General features: G+C 46.0%; 12 protein-coding genes. 9 read left to right on the top strand and 3 right to left on the bottom strand.

Going from position 1 to position 21,073, the window contains the following annotated elements; translation table 11 throughout:
• Together GO755_RS32210 and GO755_RS32215 are read right to left on the bottom strand one after the other, a co-directional pair.
• Window positions 1-387 (bottom strand): restriction endonuclease subunit S (locus GO755_RS32210; protein ID WP_198174999.1); only part of this gene is annotated, 387 nt, incomplete at its 3' end.
• Window positions 388-389: 2 nt separating this feature from the next.
• Window positions 390-1,916, bottom strand: a complete 1,527-nt coding sequence (locus tag GO755_RS32215) for a type I restriction-modification system subunit M (RefSeq protein WP_157589559.1) — start codon at window positions 1,914-1,916, stop codon at window positions 390-392.
• Between the two features lie 271 nt (window positions 1,917-2,187).
• On the opposite strand from GO755_RS32215, the gene GO755_RS32220 reads away from it, so the two are divergent.
• The 4 genes from GO755_RS32220 (at window position 2,188) to GO755_RS41915 (ending at window position 4,813) form a co-directional block, all read left to right on the top strand.
• The gene (locus tag GO755_RS32220) at window positions 2,188-2,997 is read left to right on the top strand and encodes a HipA family kinase (protein WP_157589560.1); all 810 of its coding nucleotides are present in this window, start codon (window positions 2,188-2,190) and stop codon (window positions 2,995-2,997) included.
• Window positions 2,994-3,845: a DUF3037 domain-containing protein gene (locus GO755_RS32225; protein ID WP_157589561.1), complete on the top strand. Its 852-nt coding sequence runs from the start codon at window positions 2,994-2,996 to the stop codon at window positions 3,843-3,845. The genes GO755_RS32220 and GO755_RS32225 overlap by 4 nt, the downstream gene beginning before the upstream one ends.
• Before the next feature lie 137 nt (window positions 3,846-3,982).
• Entirely contained in the window at window positions 3,983-4,678 is a 696-nt protein-coding gene (locus tag GO755_RS32230; RefSeq protein ID WP_157589562.1) for a hypothetical protein, read from the top strand.
• A 6-nt stretch (window positions 4,679-4,684) separates the two neighbouring features.
• Entirely contained in the window at window positions 4,685-4,813 is a 129-nt protein-coding gene (locus GO755_RS41915; protein WP_262887035.1) for a hypothetical protein, read from the top strand.
• A 10-nt stretch (window positions 4,814-4,823) separates the two neighbouring features.
• Here the strand turns inward: GO755_RS41915 and GO755_RS32235 are convergent, their stop codons facing one another.
• On the bottom strand, window positions 4,824-5,078 hold the full coding sequence (locus GO755_RS32235) for a hypothetical protein (RefSeq protein ID WP_157589563.1): 255 nt from the start codon (window positions 5,076-5,078) through the stop codon (window positions 4,824-4,826).
• A 284-nt stretch (window positions 5,079-5,362) separates the two neighbouring features.
• Here GO755_RS32235 and GO755_RS32240 point away from each other — a divergent pair, with 284 nt between their 5' ends.
• The 5 genes from GO755_RS32240 (at window position 5,363) to GO755_RS32260 (ending at window position 20,829) form a co-directional block, all read left to right on the top strand.
• Window positions 5,363-6,556, top strand: coding sequence for a glycosyltransferase (locus GO755_RS32240; protein WP_157589564.1), 1,194 nt, complete (start codon window positions 5,363-5,365; stop codon window positions 6,554-6,556).
• 336 nt (window positions 6,557-6,892) lie between these two features.
• A complete protein-coding gene (locus tag GO755_RS32245; RefSeq protein ID WP_227687173.1) occupies window positions 6,893-7,600 on the top strand; it encodes a TolC family protein in 708 nt (235 codons plus the stop codon).
• 9 nt (window positions 7,601-7,609) lie between these two features.
• Window positions 7,610-9,799 (top strand): GumC family protein, encoded by a 2,190-nt coding sequence (locus GO755_RS32250; protein ID WP_157589566.1) that lies wholly within the window; start codon window positions 7,610-7,612, stop codon window positions 9,797-9,799.
• Window positions 9,800-9,912: 113 nt separating this feature from the next.
• On the top strand, window positions 9,913-16,746 hold the full coding sequence (locus GO755_RS32255) for a polyketide synthase (RefSeq protein ID WP_157589567.1): 6,834 nt from the start codon (window positions 9,913-9,915) through the stop codon (window positions 16,744-16,746).
• Between the two features lie 6 nt (window positions 16,747-16,752).
• Window positions 16,753-20,829, top strand: a complete 4,077-nt coding sequence (locus GO755_RS32260) for a non-ribosomal peptide synthetase (protein WP_157589568.1) — start codon at window positions 16,753-16,755, stop codon at window positions 20,827-20,829.
• Window positions 20,830-21,073: the final 244 nt, after the last annotated feature.

Below are 21,073 nucleotides of genomic sequence, written 5' to 3' on the forward strand. Positions count from 1 at the left end.
AAATGTAGTCCCAGTTCCAAGTAAATTTAGTTCACGTTTATAATGCTTAAGTGCATAGTATAGATATAATGAATCAATATCCTCATTAGGAATAATACTTTTAAAACCTTGATTGGTGCAAACCTCAATATTGGTAACCGCTACTAGCCCGATGGGTGCTCGTGAACTAAACAGAATACTTCCTTTTGGAAGTATTCTTGCCGAACAAGATTTATAGCCTTCTTCCGTAATTTTCTCTTGGCTATCATTTAAATAAGGTGTATCTAATCGAGTTAACTCTTTAGGGGTTACCCAAGGAATATTGCCGTTCCAATACTCTTTCGTTGATCGACTTGGCGTCGATCCTGATACTATTTGCCCAATATCTTTTATTCTTAATCTTCTCATTATTATTTTAAATAGCTCTCTAACTCGTTTAATCCGGCCATAATCTCAGTTTCCAGCATTCGCAAATTGGCCAGGATAAGATTGGGCGCTTTATGTTCAAAGGCTACATAATTATCTTCTTTGTATTTACTGAGGCTAAGGTCATAGTTATTCTCAGCTAATTCTGTTTTAGGTACCATAAAATATTGGCCTTTACGGTCTTTAGGCTGAGTCTGAATTCGTTCGCTGTAACATGCCACGATATCCTGCAGATCACCGTAATTATCGAGTTTGGCTCGCTTATCATCTAAAGTGCGACCATCAGCCAGCATTTCGTAGAACCAGGTTTGGGTGGTAGTTCTCCCTTTTGTGAAAATTAGTATGGCTGTACTCACGCCCGCGTAAGGTTTAAATACACCACTCGGCATTGTAATCACAGCTTTTAATTCACACTGATCCACCATGATTTTTCGGGTTTCCACAAATGCCTTGCCAGAGCCGAATAGTACGCCTTGTGGCACAATAATGGCCGCTGTGCCACCTATACGTAGCATTCGGTAAATACCTGCTATAAAAAGCAATTCAGTTTTTCTGGTATCGGCTATTTGCAACAGATCATAATTGATGTCATTTTTATCGATATTACCCGTGAAGGGTGGATTTGCAAATACAAAATCATAGCTTTCTTCTGCGTCATACTTATTAGAAAGCGTGTCTTGATACTTAATTTGAGGATTATTAAAACCGTGCATCATGAGGTTCATCAACCCCATACGTACCATTGTCTGGTCAATGTCGAAGCCATGAAAGCACTCGTGTTCCCAATTCGCTCGTTGGGCAGAGTCGGTTAGTTTATCAGCCCGTGTTCCCCTTACAAAACCATCTTCATCTTTTTTGCGGTGGGCATCAGATGTAAGTTGCGTCAGTATATAGACATAAGCTGCTACTAAAAAACCACCTGTGCCGCAGGCCGGGTCGGCGATAGAAGCACCAAATTGTGGTTGCACCAATTCGACAATCAGATTGATGATATGACGAGGAGTGCGAAACTGTCCATTCTTCCCGGCTGATGCAATTTCCGAAAGCAAGTATTCATATACATCGCCCTGAATATCTTGTACCGAATGACCTCGGCCATCAACAGCCGAGTCATGAGCAATCTTGATATAGATTTCATCAATAATTCTCACTGCGTCCACCATCAGGGACGGTTTTGGAATGATGAATACTGCGTTTTTCATATGCTCTGCGAACGGCGAGTCGGCCGGAGAGAGCGTTTTTAGAAATGGAAAGACATCAGTCTGTATATGACTAAGTAACTTGTCGCCAGGCATATCTTTGAAGTAGAACCAACGAAGCTCTTGGCTAGGGAAAATGCTAACGTAGGTGTCATCATTTGTCATACGTTCCGCATCGTCTTCGTCTAGCCGACGCATGAAGAGCAGGTAGGTAATTTGCTCAATGGCAGTAATCGGATTACTAATTCCACCTGACCAAAACTTATTCCAAAGTTGTTTAATCAGTTGTTTAATATCAGAATTTTGAAGCATTATCGAATGAGTAGTATTATTAACTCTAAGGTTACTTCGTCATAGAAATTTACATGACTAGCATTGCTATGCAACTTGTCAGACCGTACGCTTAAAAAAGAGCAATTAAGCCTAATCTGCCAAATATAAATAGAATCACTTGTTTGCCATTACGTGATGATCGAGTGATTTGGCACTATTTTCGTATCTGATTGATTTTAAAGCAGGTCAGTTTTAGGAATGGAGTGATTTGTATTTTCATATATTTGCTCATTCCGTACCTTGTTCAACAATGCTAATTACTGACCCGTCGTACACACTGCCACGACTGATAGCCCTACGCTACGACAATACATTTACAAATGGTGCCAATCAACCTGGATTAGTCGCTGCTCGCGACCAACAAACTCGACAATTAATTGACTGTGTTGTAAAGTTTCGTGGTGGTGAGCGTATGACACCTGAAGCCTGCGCTCGCGAATTACTGGCTGCCTTTATTGCTAAGGAATGGGGAATTCGGGTTGTTGAACCTGTTTTAGTGGATATATTGCCTGAATTTTCGGAACTCGAACGAGGTAAAGCGCATTATCAACTGCTGGCAAAAAGCATTGGCTTAAATGTTGGCTCGGTTTACATACCTGGCTATGATACTATCCCTGTTCATCAGCCCCTGAGTGCCGTAGAACTACCACAAGCACAGCACATTTTTGTCTTTGATGTGTTTATTCAGAATGCAGATCGGCGTGTTGAAAAGCCTAATTTAATGGGGAATGGACAGGAGTTGGTTATATACGACCATGAATTGGCCTTTAGCTTTATTCAGGCTTTATTCAAAAATAAGACGCCATATCAGCTCCGCGAACAGGATCGTGTATGGATAGAAAACCTATTTTTGTTGGCTAAAATTAAACGCTTCCCATTGCCAGAATTGGCCATTAAGCAGGCGTTAGACCGTTTGGATAACAAATTTTGGGATAGGGCGTTTGAATTGATACCCCCGGAATGGCGAACTGACCAATTGCCGGAAATACGGAGTTTTTTGACCCAGATAGTCAACAACAGCGATTTGTTTGTGCAATCCGTTAAACCATTTTTAGTATGAAAACCTACGAATATCAGGTACTACGTTACCTGCCCGACCGCGTGAGCGGGGAGTTTGTCAACGTGGGTTTAGTCTTGTTTCAGGCAGAATCTCGTTTTGTAAAGGCTGGATTTATTCGCTCAGTCAGTCGTGTAAGTTCGTTTTTTCCTGGACTTGACGGTCGCAATTTGCAGCGTCGATTGCGGCATTTGGAAGCCATGCTGGAAGGCTATGCTGATCGTCTTAATATCGACCGTCAGGTGCGTTTAGAACGACCAACAAACTTGGAGTCGGTTACGAATCGTTTTTTAGTCAAGGACGACACGGCCCTTCAATTCTCTGAAGTGAAATACGGGTTAGATGATGATTTAGAATTGACTTTTGACGAACTATATGACCGCATGGTCGAGAATTATACGCCAGAAGTCAGTGAGGATATACGTACCGATTATGACGTTTGGAAAAAACTTTACCGACCACTTTTTGAAAAACGTAATATCACGGATCGTTTACAAGCTCATAAAGTAACGACTGCAAAGGATGTGATCGAATTTCCATATGCCTGGAAAAACGAAATTTGGCATTGCTATGAGCCGGTTACGTTTGATTTGAAGAAATCGGATTCCGTAAAAAATAAAGTCTACCGTTGGGTAGGACGCCTTGATGAACTACGTACTGCTGAGGAGCCGATAACGCTTCAACTATTGGCGGCTTTACCTACCGATGATCCTGAACTTATGGCTTTTGTTTTGGATAAACTGGATAATAAAGTATTTGGCTCAGCTACGGTTTCGGTGGTCAAACAGCAGGAAGCCGAACAGTTTACAAGACAGGTGCATGAAGAAATAATAGAGCACGAAACTAAATAAGCGAATAAGCCCGACCAATTGGCCGGGTTTATTCGCTTTGAACCGAACTGAAGAAGGTTGACATGATTTTAGTCAGCCTATTAATTGTAGTTTGGCCGTTCAGTCGCTACTATTTACAACAAACTTTTCACCGAATTATGACTGATACCTTCGATGAACTGACTCCTGACGAATCGCTTCGGGCCGATAATCAGATCAAATTGCTTAAACTCGAACTGGAGCATAACGTGCTGTTTGAGTCGTTTGATGAGGCAACCCCACCCGAAGAAGTGAGCGACTTCCTGGATGGCATTCTCGCGCTTGAAGAGATGCAGAGAAATCCGAAGGAAATTACGGTTTATGATAAAGTTGGTAGACCTCCATTTCTGCCCGAAATCGATCTGTCCGACAATGAGGTGGCACAGGCACTCGATACGTTGCTTCGCCAAATGGGTGAGCATAGAGTGGCATTGGACATTCTCGCGCCAGACGATTACGACGATCGAACTATGTATCGCTTCGTTACTGATGAGCTATTCGCGCACGAAACCACCGATTTGGGTGGAGGCTGGACAACCAACTTCATCTACGAAGAATTTCATCCCAACCACCGGTACGACATAATCAATCATTGCCATGATTTTATCCGTATGTTGTCGGAAGAGCGGTTCGATACTCTTGATCATTGCTTAGATGATCGTTTTTTCGACCGAGATACAGAGTTGTGGAGTTCTAGCGCCCGTCCCGAAGTGACCACTTGCCTGACTGAGTTGATTGAAAGCTGGTGGCCCAGAACTTTGCGAGAAGGATCAGTGTCAGAGGTAACGATTGCTGACGATACTGAAACCGCATAAGCTACATTGGTCGTACATCTCGGGGTTGAAGGTAATTCCGAATCCATTATCGAAAAAGGAACTGCTTTGCTACGTCGGTCCTACGACTGGTGGTCTATTGAACGAATTACATTTGGGAACTGGGAGTTAGCATAATATTTTACTCCTATGTTGTTTGCCGAATAGCTGCTTTTAAATACTCCCTGGCTGTACGGCTGATTGTCTCCTCATCGACGTCAATGACCAACTCGCCCCGGTGTTCGTAAGGAAACACCTCGCCTGTTAACGCGTCGAAAATGCCATAGGGCAACAGGTCGTATTCTTCGTAGCCCCAGAATAAAAAATCAACTGCGTCGGCGGAATCATCGAATCCTACGGCGTAGCCAATTTCCTGTTGGGCGAAAACAACAATGTAGCGCATATACTTATATACGGACAGATTATGCGTATGGTTGCGTCATGTTTTGTGACTTGGTCACAAATTACGGGTCTTAAAAGACAAGGCTTTTCCACTGATGAGTGCAGCAGAAAAGCCGGAAAACATTTCTATAGACGAAAATTTATTAGACGGTAGGTAATCGAAAGGTTTTGATTTATAAAAAGAAGTTGACAATAAAGTGATCTCGTTTTTTTACTTATCAACTATAGCAGGCACTGATTTCTAGTAGACTGCTATCTATTTTCTGGTTGATCATTTTAGTTATTATGCAGTTTATTTACATTATCTATCTCCTTTTTTTAGGAATTATCACACTAAATGTCTTGTACTGGGTCGTATTTGCTGTAGCTGGTCGATTGGGCAAGGCAGATGATACGGATCAACTTGAGACACCGCTTTTTTTTAGGAAAATTGGCGTTCTGATTCCTGCGTATAAAGAAGATGCGGTTATAGTTGACTCGGTTACCGAAAATCTGAAACAGATCTACCCGGCAGACCGATTTGACCTGATTATCATTGCCGACTCGTTTCATCCTCAAACACTTAGCCAATTAGCTACTTTACCAGTTAAGGTGCTCCCTGTTTCATTTGAGGTTTCGACAGTGGCCAAGGCCATTAATTCCGCTTTATCCAGGTTACCGATTGGTCAGTATGACATACTAGTTGTGTCTGACGCTGATAACCACATGGCGCCTGATTTTCTGAGTCGGATCAATATTGCTTTTGCGCAGGGATGGAAAGCAGTTCAGGGGCACCGGGTTGCCAAAAACATAAATACCAGTGTAGCCATTCTGGATGCTATCAGCGAAGAAATCAACAATCATATTTTTCGGAAAGCAAGCCGGGTAGTAGGGCTTTCGTCGGCAACAATTGGCTCGGGTATGGCCTTTGAACCAGCGCTAATGAAAGCGGCTATGGCCACACAGCATACGATGGGGGGGTATGATAAAGAGCTGGAAACCAACATTGTACTGAGTGGCCATAAAATAGGCTACCTGGAGAATGCCTTCATCTACGACGAAAAAGTGGCTCAGCGGGCAGTTTTCGAAAATCAACGTACTCGCTGGATTGCCGCTCAGTGGCAGTTCCTTACCTATTATTTCTGGAGCGGTGTACGCGAACTCTTCGCCGGACGATTTGCCAGTGGCTTTAAAGTAATGCAGGCGCTAATCTTACCTAAAATCCTTTTACTAGGCTTACTGATTATCACTGTGTTTATCAGCTTTCTAACGGGTAAGCAGGCCGTGTGGCAAATTCCACTTATACTCTTGGTTTTGCAAATAGCCAGCATGATCATTTCGGTACCGGCTTATTTATGGAAACGGGTGAGCATAAAAGAGTTACTACTTATCCCTGTCTTGTTACTCAGCTTTGTTCGAGCGATGATGAATATGCGGAAAGCCTTTAAGCGGTTTATGCACACTCCTCATAACGGCTCGCCCGACACACAAGCGCCTTAGTATAGTGCCTGGCCGAATTGTAACGTGACTTCAGTGTGACAAAGTAGTGATAAAATAGTCAAAAGCTAGAGTAGTTAGTTGAGCAATCGGGTAAAAATGCCAATTAACTCGGAGTTAGGGGTTTTTAAGTAAATGAAATAATAGGTTATTGAATTTAGAAAATAAGAAACTTATTGGGTTGGTACTTGTGTGGAGCGACTTGCGTAAATTTTTTTAAGAATGAGATTCCATTTATTCCAATTAAACAAAATACTGATTTGCCGAATTAGTCTCCTTTTTGTAGTTGGAGTTTTCGCAGTAACTGTTTGCCACGGACAAAACCGGAGCGCCCGGGGTTTGGTCTCATTTGGTGCCTCCTCTGGCCTTGCTGATGACACCTTATATCTTGATATTAACCAGGATGTTGCTGTTCAACTCCTTCCGTTCGACGATATAATGAAAGTGGCCGTGGCTCACTCTCCACTTGTAAAGTATCAGAATGAAGTAGCTAATTCGCTGAATGAAGGTTATGAGATAGCCAAGGTGCAAATTTTACAAAACGTTGCTGGTTTTGGCAACTATTCGACTGGTAACCAGATACTTATTTCGTCTGGTGGGACAACATTACCAGGGCAGGGTACCCTTGGACAGATTGCTAACGGTTACCGTGTGGGTGTTGATGTGCGACTTCCGCTTTATGAATTATTTGGACGGAAGCATCAGGTACGACAGGCACAATCTAATTACAAAGCCGCTGTACATCAGAAGGAAGTCGTTGAGTTGCAGCTGAAACGTGACCTGATCGGTATTTATCAGGATATGATTACGACGCAGCAACTCCTGAAGATTTTGTTAATAGATGAACAGGCTTCGCTAACCGCAATGCGTGTTGGTGAAGTCGAAATTCAGAAAGGTCAGATAACGGCCGACGCGATGGCTTCGACAACTAGCCGCTATGTTCAGGCAAAAACCGCATCAGAACAGGCGAAAGGTAATTTCCTGAAGAATGTCCATTACTTTGAAGCATTGGTGGGTATGCCTATTCAACGGTTGAGACGTAACTAAACGAATTGTATGACAATCGAGGTTTTTTTGCGGTTACTGAAGCAGCATATACTCTGGTTCATTCTTATTCCCTGCCTGACAGCAGCGACCGCTTTTTGGGCGACCCGGAATGAAGCGAAAGTATATAAATCGCAGGCAACACTCTATACAGGATTGGTTTCGCGCTATTCATTACTATCAGATCGAAATAGTGCGTTTCAGGATCGGTCGGCTAGTGCTTTCGATAATATTCTTACGACCCTTAATTCGCGGGAAACCCTGCTTCAGATTGGCATTGGTTTGCTCACCGATCATCTTCGACTACGTCAACCCGATTCACTGGTCTTAGGCAATGCGGGCTTTCAGAAATTACATAAAGCCATTACACCCGGCTGGGAAAACCTGTATTACATTGCTGCCGACTCTGCGCTGCTGCATATAACGATAGATAGCTTAGCCAAAACACCAACTGACAACCCGATAAAAACCTTACTGCTGAAATCAGACTCGTATTATTCTATTCAGCATCTGGGCGATAATATAAAAGGGTCGGCCCGGAAGAATACGAATGATGTTCTGCTGATGGAGTATGAGTCAGACGACCCAGCCGTATCCCAACGCACGCTACATTATGCCATTGAATTCCTGAACAAACGGTATTCAACTCTCAAAACATCCGAAACCAATTCGGTTATTGGTTATTACGAAGCAAAATTAGAAAAGGCGAAGGCAAAACTGGCTCAGGCAGAAGCTGACCTGCGGGCATTTAGTGAAAAACATCAGGTGTTGGATTATGACGAAGAAGCCCGGAATGTAGCGTCTTCGCGTGAGGCTCTGAAAGGCGAATACAATCAGGAGTTAATGCGTAAAAATGCGGCAAAAGCAGCGCTGGACGCACTGAACGGGCGCATGGGGCAACAAGGGAGCATCCGCGAAGCCAATAATGACCTGGCCGAAAAACAAAAGAAGCTGACCGAAGCGGAGAATAAATTAGCCAATGCCCGAGCGTATGGTCAACCTCAATCGGTAATTACGCAGCTGCAGGCTAACGTCAAACAGGCTTCGGAAGATTTGAAAGTTAGTGCGCAGAAATATGATGCCGCTGCGAATTCGAATGATGCTATCCCTGCGCAAACGATGGCCAATGACCGACTAACAAAGTCGTTGGAATATGAAGAATCAACTGCCCGATTAGAGCTTTACCAAAAGCGGATGGATGATTATGCGGCTAAAACAAACGAGTATGGGCCGTTGGGCTCGCAACTTCGTCAACTGAATCGGAATTTGTCTGTTGCTGAAAAAGAATATTTAGATCTGATTCAGAATGTAGATCAGTCACGAACACGGCGTCAGGACGTAACTATTGGGGGCACATTAGAAATTTTAGATGCGCCCGATTTTCCTTTACAACCCCTGCCATCCAAACGCTTTCAGCTAATTTCTATCGGTTTAGGGGTCGGTATCTTTATCGCCTTATTGCTTACCGCGTTGCGTTTCTGGTTAGACAAACGCATTCAATCGCCTGAGCAAGCCGAAGCCATGATCGGGATGCCTGTTACGGCTTTATTTCCGACGGTTAGAAAACCAAAGGTGTTTACGAGAGCAACGCTGGCATCCCGGAGCATGTTTGAACAGCTCTTAAATGCAATCAATATTGAAGTTTCGCAGAACGTAAGTAAACCGTATCCGCCTGTTATAACGCTGTTTAGTATCCGGTCTAAACAGGGTAAAACCTGGATAGCCAATGGCCTGATTCAATTGTATGAAAATGCCGATCAGAAAGTAGCCTATTGTTATCCGCGGGCAGCCGCTAACGAGCAGCGTGAACTACGGCATGGTGTAACTTATTTCCCGTATACCATTCGTCCAGATTTTATGAATGTTACGGGAGTCGATTATCTGGTTGATTACAATCAGGGCTTCGATAGCTCGCAGTTCGATCGAATTATTCTTGAACTCCCCGCTTTGATTAACAATCAGATCCCGGTTTATCTGCTCAAAAGCAGCGCTTTATCCCTATTAATAATTGATGCCAATAGTCCCTGGGCAAGGGCTGAGAAACAACTGTTAAGCATGTATGTACGCGTAACAAACCAACCTATACTGACGGTATTAAACCGCGTAGAAGGCAATTACGTAGACGTGCCACGCAAAGCTGATGTAGTTCAGAACCCCATTGCTCCGGAGCATTCCCTGCAGTCGCAGCGGAACGTCCATTAGGTGTCAAACAGGTAACGGTTAGTAAACACGCAGGCAGATTAATCCATCTACCAATGGGTTGATACTATACCTGTGGCGTTAAACGAGTTGCTGATCCTCAATCAATTAATGGTATGAATGTCTACAAAGACATAAGCCGGGGAAGACTCTCCCCACAGTTCGTTCATCAGCTTGTTGAACAAGTGTCGCTCGAAAACCAGGATCGCATTGCTGTGATCTTTGGTGAAGTTATGCTTACGTATCGTCAGCTAAATGATCGGGCAGAGGCACTTGCTCAGGCCATCCTGGCCGCTGATTCGGATGCTGAACAGATTGGCGTAAGCACGACTCGTAATCTGGAGATGATTGTTGGTGTGCTGGCTATCCTCAAAGCCGGCAAAGCTTACCTGCCCCTTGATCCAGCCTACCCAGAACATCGGTTGCAACAAATTAAAACGGATTCAGCCCTCCGAACGTGTTTGGCTACGGCACAGGATCAGCCGTTATTCAATCGCTTAGGATTTCAGGTAATTACGTCAGATCAGGAATATACATATACCGACCAATCAGTTAATTATCAGACAAGTACCGCCTACGTATTATATACATCAGGTTCGACCGGTAAGCCCAAAGGTGTTTGCATGGGTCACGGTCCGCTCATGAACTTGTTGCAATGGCAGGCTAAGCACTCAACGGCAGGGCTTGACACGCGAACGCTTCAGCTGGCACCATTAAGTTTTGACGTTTCGTTTCAGGAAATTTTTGCCACATTGAGTACAGGGGGCACCCTGATGCTGATTGACGAAACGCTTCGGCTAGACCTGAACGCGCTGCTACGATTCATTGACGAACAGGCCATTAATCGATTGTTCCTGCCCTTTGTCGCGCTTCAATATCTGGCCGAAACTGCTGTAAGTACGCAGCAGTTTCCGGTGCATTTGCGCGAAATTATGACCGCTGGTGAACAGCTGAAGATTACACCCCAAATCGCACAATTCTTTTCGGCGCTGCCGGGCTGTGTTTTATTCAACCAGTACGGCCCTACAGAATGTCACGTTATCACACAACTAACGTTAACGGGTGACCCCACCGAATGGCCTTTGTTGCCGACCATCGGTCAGGTAATTGATAACGTCAGCGTAGTTATTGTCGATGATAGCCTCGCTATTCTGCCCGACGGAGAAGTTGGAGAGCTTTGTTTTGGTGGTTCCTGCCTGGCTGAAGGCTATCTGAATCAACCCGCATTGACCAGCGAAAAATTTATTGAGCTGGATAGTCCGAAACAGGGCCAAATGCGGATTTACCGTACGGGCGACCTCGGACGTTTGTTACCTGATGGAACAATCGAGTTTTTAGGCCGTCGCGACGATCAGGTTAAAATTCGCGGGCACCGGGTCGAACTGGGCGAAGTTGAAGTTATTATCAATCAGCTTAACGGCGTCAAACAGGCTGTTGTAGTCGCTCGTGAAGGTACAGATGGCCACAAGCGGTTAGTGGCTTATGTGGTGGCAACCGATGGTCACGTTGCGAAGTCGGGTATACGAACACAGCTTGAGCAGCAACTGCCCGACTATATGATGCCATCTGCTTTTGTCTGGCTAGACGAACTGCCTAAGACCACCAGCGGTAAAGTTGATAAAAAGCAGTTGCCTGCGCCAGAACAAAAACGACCAGACCTGGCAGTTGCCTACCGAAAACCCAGAACCGATCTCGAGCGGACAATTGCTGGTTTATGGATTACCTTATTGCAGCTAGATAAGGTTGGACTGGACGATAATTTCTTTGAACTGGGAGGCAACTCCCTTCTGGCTCAGAAGACCGTAGCCTTGTTAAAGCAGCATCAGCAAACGCTACCAGTTACGAAGCTGTATCAGTATCCAACGATTGCTGGTATAGCTACTTACCTACAGCCGCAAAAAACAGAAAAAGCGGCCCACTTGCCGACTGACGTTACCAAGGCTCAGTCGGAAAAAAAGACAGAGACAAATCAACGAACCGATGTGGCTGTGATTGGTATGGCAGGTCGTTTTCCGGGAGCAAATACCATTGGTGCCCTTTGGGAATTACTGAAACAGGGCAAAGAAACAACTCGCTTTTTTACCGATAGTGAACTAGACGCCAGCATACCGGACAGCCTTAAAAATGATCCACTTTACGTAAAAGCGAGAGGGGTTATTGATCAGGCCGATCAGTTTGACGCACAATTTTTTGGGTTAACTCCCAATGTGGCGCAACTGATGGACCCACAACAACGCATCTTTCTGGAAATTGCCTGGGAAACGCTTGAACAAACAGGCTATTTACCGCAGCATTACAGTGGTCGCGTGGGGGTATTTGCCGGTTGCGGAAATAATACCTATTACCTGAACAATGTACTTGGTCACAAGAATCTAATTGATCAGGTAGGGGCTTTTCAGGTGATGACCCTGAATGAAAAAGATTATATAGCCTCTCGAACGGCCTATCAGCTGGATTTGAAAGGCCCGGCAGTCAGTGTTTATTCGGCCTGTTCTACATCGTTGCTGGCGATTTCACAGGCTGTTCAGAGTATTCGCGATGGACAGTGTGAGTTGGCACTGGCGGGCGGTGCCAGTATAACAACCCCGCTCAATAGTGGGCATTTGTACCAGGAGGGGGCCATGCTAAGCCAGGATGGACACTGCCGTTCGTTCGATGCAGATGCACAGGGGACCGTGTTCAGCGATGGGGCAGGGGTCGTTTTATTGAAAAATGTAGAGGCAGCCCTCCGCGACGGCGATACGATTTATGCCGTGATCAAAGGCGTTGGCGTAAACAACGATGGCGGTGGGAAAGGCAGTTTTACGGCTCCAAGTGCCGAAGGACAAGCCGGAGCCATTGCTATGGCGATAGCAGATGCCAATATTGATCCGGCAACGATTAGCTATATAGAAGCCCACGGAACAGCAACTCCTTTGGGTGATCCTATTGAGATTGACGGCTTAACGCAGGCATTTGGCGAACAGGTCGAAAAACAATACTGTGCCATTGGCTCCATTAAAAGCAATATGGGCCATTTGACGCAGGCGGCAGGTGTGGCAGGGCTGATTAAAACTACCCTAGCTTTGTATTATAAGCAGATTCCACCGTCGATAAATTATGAGGCTCCCAACCCAGCTATTGATTTCGCTAACAGTCCGTTCTTTGTTAACACGAAGCTTACCGATTGGGCAACTGCCGAGTCGAATACAGCCGAGCAACATTCAGCGAATCCGCGCCGGGCGGGTGTGAGCTCATTCGGGGTTGGGGGCACAAATGTCCATGTCGTGCTGGAAGAATTTGACCAGAAGCCTCTCGTTTCGGACAGTGGCCGTCCGGTTCAGTTAATTACGTGGTCGGCAAAAACGCCAGTTAGCCTGGATGCTTACGCCCGAAATCTGGCTGATGAGCTTACTCAAACCGAGTCACTGAATTTGGCCGATGTGGCGTTTACATTGCAAACAACACGCGCCAATTTCAAACATCGGCGATTTGTCGTAGCAGCCACACCCGCCGAACTTCGCGATAAATTGCTGGTTGATCCGAAACCTTCATCGTCAAAAATAGCTGGCGAAGCCAAATCGACAGACCGACCCGATGAAGTAGTCTTCCTATTTCCAGGCCAGGGATCGCAATACCTGAATATGGGACGAGCCCTGTACGAACAGGAAGCTGTATTCAGGCAGGCAATAGACACCTGCGCCGAACTCCTGAATCGGCATCTGGATACCGATATTCGCCAGGTTATGTATCCCGAAATACTTACGTCGGAGGTTGAACAGCGGTTGAAAAATACACGCTATACGCAACCGGCGCTCTTTGTTACGGAATATGCGCTGGCTACGTTATGGATGAGCTGGGGTATAGAGCCATCTGTCTTCTGCGGACATAGTATTGGCGAATTTGTTGCCGCTCATTTGGCCGGTGTGTTCACGTTATCGGATGCGTTGACACTGATTGCCGCTCGTGGGCAAATGGTGAGTGAATTACCGCGTGGTAGTATGCTTTCTGTGCGGAGATCAGCAAAGGCAGTTATGGAGATGATGCCGTCAACGATTTCGATGGCTGCCATTAACAGCTATGCGCTTTGCGTTGTGGCAGGACCCGATGAAGATATTGCTGATTTCTCCCGTGTGCTCGACGAACGGGAAATTCCGAACCAGCCACTACAGACCAGCCATGCGTTTCACTCTGCCATGATGGACCCAATTGTGGATGAGTTTAAGAAAATAGTTGCGGGAGTTTCCCTGAATCGCCCGCAAAAACCGATAGTATCGACTGTAAGTGGCACCTGGTTAACTGATACACAGGCGACCGATCCGACTTATTGGGCTACGCATCTTCGCGCTACGGTATGCTTCTCAGAAGCCCTCAATACACTTTTTACCTTCGATAATCCGCTCTTACTGGAAGCTGGGCCAGGTCATGTGACAGCCACACTCGCCCGGCAGCAAGCGGGTAAAAAGCCTATTACGGTATTGGCTGGTCTGGCTAATCAACCCGATTGGTCAGCCACCTGTCAGGCCGTTTTAACAACACTGGGCCAGTTATACATGGCGGGCCTGGAGCCAGACTGGAACGCTTTTTATGCGAGCCAGCAGCGAATAAACGTGTCGTTACCAACCTATGCATTTAACCGAAAGCGCTGCTGGGTCGATCCGGTAGCTATACATATACAACCTGAAATGTCAGTACCCCCGCATTTACTATATTCTAATCAATCAATGTCGACGAACGGACATACGTTGCTGCCTAACCCATTACCAGCGAACGGATCGTTATCGATTCCTTACACACCCGAAACGCAATCTACAGCGGTCGCTATGAGAAAAGACACCCTACTCAAGAAAATTAACCAACTACTCGAAGACGCATCCGGTATTGAAATGGATGGCGTATCCGCTGATACGAGCTTCCTGGAAATTGGCTTCGATTCATTGTTACTAACCCAGGTAGCACTGACGCTCAAAAAAGAATTTGGCTTACCGATAACCTTCCGCCAATTAACGAGCGAATACACATCGCCGGATCAACTGGTCAATTATATCGATCAATCATTGCCTGCTGAAGTTGTTCAGCAACCAGCACCTGCACCAGCGTCAGTCCCGGCACCAGTGTCAGTGCCAGTCAATCAGCATATCATGGTTCAGTCTACCGCAGGAACGGCTACATTCAATCCGGCTTTGGATCTGATTGCCCAGCAACTACAATTACTCGCCAAACAGATTGACTTACTTCAGGGAGGAAATACGGCTGCATCTGTGCCTGCGCCCGTAGTGCCTGCTACCATAAAGTCCATTTTGACTTCGGCTAATGGAGCGGTAAATGGGAACGGAAACTCGAACGATCATCCGAAAAATGGTCATTCAAAAGTCGATACGGCCGACTTAACCCCTGAAGAAAAAATTGAGCTGAAAAAGCCATTCGGGGCAACGGCCCGGATTGATCGACAGGCTTCGGAGCTAAGTACCAAACAACAGAATTTCTTAGAGCAGTTTACAGAACGATATACCCAGAAAACAGGTAAGAGCAAGGCATATGCCCAGGAACACCGTGCTCAAATGGCCGATCCTCGGGTCGTGTCTGGTTTCCGGCCGCTGACAAAAGAGATTGTCTATCCGCTGGTTGTGAATCGTTCGAAGGGTAGCCGCCTGTGGGATATTGATGGTAATGAATACATCGACGCCCTGAATGGATTTGGCTCCAATATGTTCGGTTACCAGCCCGATTGGGTTAAAGAAGCACTGCACGCACAAATTGAACTTGGTTTCGAAGTAGGTCCACAGCATGAACTTGCGGGCGAAGTTTGCCAACTCATTTGCGAACTAACGGGCACCGATCGGTCGGCTTTGTGCAATACCGGTTCAGAAGCCGTTTTGGGTGCGATGCGGATTGCCCGAACCGTTACGGGGCGGTCACTGATTGTTGCTTTTTCAGGTTCGTACCACGGTATTGCCGATGAGGTTCTGGTACGAGGAACTAAAAAACTCAAGTCATTTCCGGCAGCGCCTGGTATTATGCCTGAGTCTGTGCAGAACATGTTGATTTTGGACTATGGTACCGAGGAAAGTCTTCAGATCATTCGCGAGCGGGCGCATGAATTGGCGGCTGTTCTGGTAGAGCCTGTTCAAAGTCGCCGACCTGAGTTTGTTCCCATTGAGTTTCTAAAGCAGGTACGCGCCATCACTGAAAAATCCGGCACGGCTTTAATTTTCGACGAAGTAATCACCGGCTTCAGAACACATCCCGGCGGTGCTCAGGCTTTGTTTGGTATCAAGGCTGACTTGGGTTCGTATGGTAAAGTAGTCGGAGCGGGTTTGCCGATTGGTGTCATTGCGGGCAAACGTGAGTTTATGGATGCGCTCGACGGAGGCTTCTGGCAGTATGGCGACAGTTCTGTGCCAGAAGTGGGCGTCACGTATTTTGCCGGAACGTTTGTTCGGCATCCATTGGCGCTGGCCGCAGCCAAAGCCTCGTTAACCCACATGAAAGAGGTAGGGCCGGGTTTGCAACAGGAGCTAACCCGGAAGACACAACGGCTTGCCGATGCCCTGAATGCAGTTCTACTAGAACATCAATTGCCTATCGCTGTTGTTAATTTTGGCTCACTTTGGAAAATAAAGTTTAAAGAAGATATAATTTATGGTGAGTTGTTGTTTACTTTAATGCGAGATAAGGGAATTCATATTTGGGATGGATTTCCGTGCTTCCTGACAGAAGCCCATACTGATCAGGAAATAGATATACTAATTCGCCGGTTTACCGATAGTGTTCGGGAACTGATAGATGCTGGTTTTTTTAAAAAAGATTCAAATTCAATAACCAGCACTGGACAAGCTGGTGCAAGTTTTGTAAAGGATATGCCCCCTGCCCCCGGTGCCAGATTAGGTCGTGATCGGGAGGGAAATCCAGCTTGGTTTGTACCGAATCCAGATCAGCCCGGAAAATACCTTCAGATTGAATTAAATTGACTACCGATGGTGGAAAGCATTACAAACGTAAATCTGATTGCTGTTGACTTTAACCCGTTTGATGGCCCGGATATCGTGCGGTTGGCTCCCGCCACTGAACCACAAACAGAAATTTGGGCAACCTGTCAATTAGGTGGCGACGATGCCAGTCGGTCATTTAATGAATCGGTTTCATTGCGATTTAATGGCCTCTTAGATAAACGTGCTCTGGAACAGGCCTGGCACGCATTAGTACAACGCCACGAATCTCTGCATTCTGCTTTTAGTGCCGATGGAAGGCAGATCTGTGTATTTGGTCAGCTTTCCATTGATCTGGTTTATCAGGATTGTTCCAATAAAACCCAGGCAGAACAGACGCAAATTATCGAGGAGTATGTAAAACAGGATGCCTTATACCTGTTCGATCTGCTCAATGGTCCTTTGGCAAAAGTCGGACTGATTAAATTATCAGATACGGTTCATCATTTCACGTTAACAGCACACCACATTGTATGCGATGGCTGGTCGCTGGGCATTATGCTTCAGGACTTAAGTGCGCTCTATTCTGCGTATGCCCAACATCGTGTACCAACATTGCCCGAAGCTCCGACCTATAGCCAGTATGCCGCCGATCAGCTTCAGTTTCTGGCGAGCAAAGAGTATGCTCAAGTTGAGCGATTCTGGGTAAATCAGTATAAGGATTCCGTTCCCGTACTGGATCTGCCGACCGATTTTGCCCGGCCTGCGCTCCGTACCTACAAAATCGCTCGCCGGGATTATCCACTGAGCGACAAACTGGGGCTGGCAGTCAAAAAGATGGGCGCAAAGGCAGGGTGTAGTTTCGTTACAACCCTGCTGGCCAGTTTCGAGGTGTTTCTGCATCGATTAACGGGGCAGGACGACATTGTGGTTGGTTTGCCAACATCGGGGCAGTCGGCTACGGGTTATCTGGGTCTGGTTGGCCACTGTGTCAATTTGTTGCCGTTACGAAGTTTCCCCCGGTCAGAATTTAGCTTCCTTGAGTTTCTAAAACAGCGCAAAGAGGACGTACTTGACGCTTACGATAATCAGCAGCTAACATTTGGTAGCCTGATCAAGAAAATATCTGTTGTTAGAGATCCATCACGCACAACGCTGGTGCCCGTTATTTTCAACGTGGACATGGGGATCGACGATGGAGTGAACTTTTACGGCCTCGATTATGAGCTAATTAGCAACCCCCGAGAATATGGAGCGGTTGACTTATTCTTAAATATCAGCGGATCATCTACGACCGCTGAGTTGGTGCTTGAATGGTCGTACAACACGCAACTGTTCAAAGAAACCACCATTGACCGGATGATGGGCGAATTTGAAAACTTACTGGAAGCAGTAGTTGAGAATCCGTCGATTGGCATTGAGGATATTCTCCTGGCCGATCAGTTCGAACAACTCCGGAAGTTAACGCTCTGGAATGATACAAAGGCTGATTATCCGCGCACGAGTTCGTTACATGCGTTACTCGATCAAACAGCGGCTACCTATCCAGATAAAACGGCGCTGATTTTTACGAAGGGGCAAACGTTAACCTATCGTGAGCTGAACGAACAGGCCAACCAGATAGCCCATGCTATTCTGCAAAATGGCCTGGGTGCCAATCAGCAAAAAGCGGTGGTAGGGGTCGTAATGGACCGGTCGCCCGAGCTGGTTATTACGTTGCTGGCGGTGCTGAAAGCAGGGGCAGCTTATGTGCCCATTGATCCGGAGTACCCGCACGACCGGGTTGCATTTATGCTGGCCGATTCATCGGCTAGTCTGCTCATTACGTCTAAAAAATACCATACGGGCGAACAAATCAGCCATCAGTCTACCGGACGACAAGCTACCAAGACGTCCGTTTTATTGATTGAGCAGGTTCTGGCTAAACTGGATACATATCCCAAAGAAGCGCCTAGTGTGCCAGTTACGGGTAGCGACCTGGCGTATATTCTCTACACGTCCGGTTCAACAGGTCAGCCGAAAGGTGTACTGATTGAACATCATAACCTGGTCAACCTGCTGTATAGCATGATCGCCTGGCCCGGTATAACGAAGGATGATGCCTTGCTGGCCGTGACGACGGTTTCGTTCGATATTGCAGGCCTTGAGTTATACCTGCCCTTATTAGTTGGTGCTACGCTGGTGCTGGCCGATGCCGAAATGACCAAAGACGGTCGGGCTTTATTGGAGGCTATTCCAACCTGGAAAATCAGTATTATTCAGGCCACTCCGGTTACCTACAAAATGATGCTTGCTGCTGGCTGGGAACAACAGCTGCCAGTGAAAATTCTGTGTTGTGGTGAGCCTATGTCGAAAGACTTAGCCCAAAAATTAACCGCACGATGTGGCTCGCTCTGGAATATGTATGGGCCAACAGAAACGACTATCTATTCGACCGGGAAGCAGATTCTGGCCAGTGATGAGATCATTACCATTGGCCGACCAATACAGAATACACAAGTATACATCCTCGATGAACACCTGAACCCATTGCCTGAAGGCAGCATCGGCGAAATCTATCTCGCCGGTGAAGGCGTAGCGCGTGGCTATCTCAACCGGCCTGAACTGACAAAGGATAAATTTGTCCTCAACCCATTTGATAAGTCCCAAAAAAGGATGATGTATCGAACGGGCGACTTGGGTAAGTTTATGGCTGATGGCGAAATTCATTGCCTGGGTCGTATTGACCAGCAGGTAAAAGTCAGAGGCTACCGTATTGAACTGGGTGAAATTGAACACGCGCTCATCACACAGCCGGGTGTAAGTGAAGCTGTTGTGGTTGCTCGTGAAGAGCGGATTGGTGATCAACGCTTAATTGCCTACGTTGTAACCAATCCCCCGTTGGATAATGCTGCCTTTATGCGTCAGGTACTTGTGTGGCGAACGAAATTGCAGGACGTTTTGCCGGTGTACATGGTTCCGACTGATTTTGTCAGCCTTCCACAATTGCCCATTACGCCCAATGGAAAGATTGATCGCAACGCGCTGCCTAAACCAGCCAGTATGCTGGTGGCTCAAGGCGCTGAAGCCGAACCGGTTACAGAGACTGAAAAATTGATTACTGCCATCTGGAAAGACGCGCTTGGTCTGGAAAAAATAAGTATCGACGCTGATTTTTTTGAACTGGGGGGGCACTCTATGATCGCTGTTCAGGTAATGGTACAGCTTGAAAAGGAAACAGGTAAACGCCTGCCTTTATCGAACTTACTAACCTACCCGACCATTCGAAAACTGGCCGAAGTTGTTCAGACCGGCGATAAGCCAACAAAATGGAAGTCGCTGATTTCCATTCAACCAGCGGGTAATAAGATCCCCATCTATATTGTTCATGGAATTGGTTTGAATCTGTTGAATTTTAGCGGGATACTCAGTCATTTAGACCCTCAGCAGCCCATTTACGGATTCCAGGCCCGAGGGTTAGACGGCATTGATGAGCCGCTGGATAATATAGAAGATATTGCCGCCTTCTATTTAAGTGAAATGCTGGAACAAAATCCAACTGGGCCGTATGCCATAGCTGGATATTCGTTTGGAGGGTATGTCGCCCTGGAAATGGCCCGACAGCTCAAAGCCATGGGCAAAGAGATGAAATTACTGGCTATGTTCGATACCAACGCTCAGGAGTCAGATACCAATCGATCGATGCTGGGCTGGCTGCAACGAAAAATTCTCCGGCAGTTTCCAAAATTTATGTGGTTTACGCGTTCTTTCCTACGTCAGCCAATCTCAACCCTCCGGTATCAGCAGGTATATTTCGAGCAGAAGGCAGATGCGTTGCTCAAGAAAGTGGGCCTACGCGAAAAGCCCCAACCCAAGGAAGGGCTTGATCTCTTTGAGCAAATTATGGAAAAACATGAACGTGCTTTTGAAAAATATACCATGAAGACTTACGATGGAATCGTGGATCTGTTTAAAGCACAAGTGCGCATTTATTTTGTTGACGATAATAAGTATCTGGGCTGGAAAAAATATGCCTTGAAAGGAGTGCGCGTGCATAGTGTTCCTGGCGATCACGAACAGATGCTTTTACCGCCTAATGATAAGGAGTTTGCGCAGGCCCTTCAACGGGCTCTCGATAATTCATAGCTAGTATAATATACTGCAAAAGAATAATAAGTTAACTGTATACTTCATAGTGTAAATACGTTAAGGTATCTATCTATAAAACTGCTTCTAAGGCAGACAGAGTTTTAATTATTTTTTAAGATAAAGTTGCTTTTTTTTATTTGGTTTTTTTATTTGGCTTCAGAATTTGTAGCGGTAGCTGAACTATGCCTCAATAGTCCTCCTCTACAAATTTATAACTGACGACTTTTCGGGGTTCGTCGAA

The sequence above is a fragment of the Spirosoma arboris genome (genome assembly GCF_009754945.1).
GTDB lineage: Bacteria > Bacteroidota > Bacteroidia > Cytophagales > Spirosomataceae > Spirosoma > Spirosoma arboris.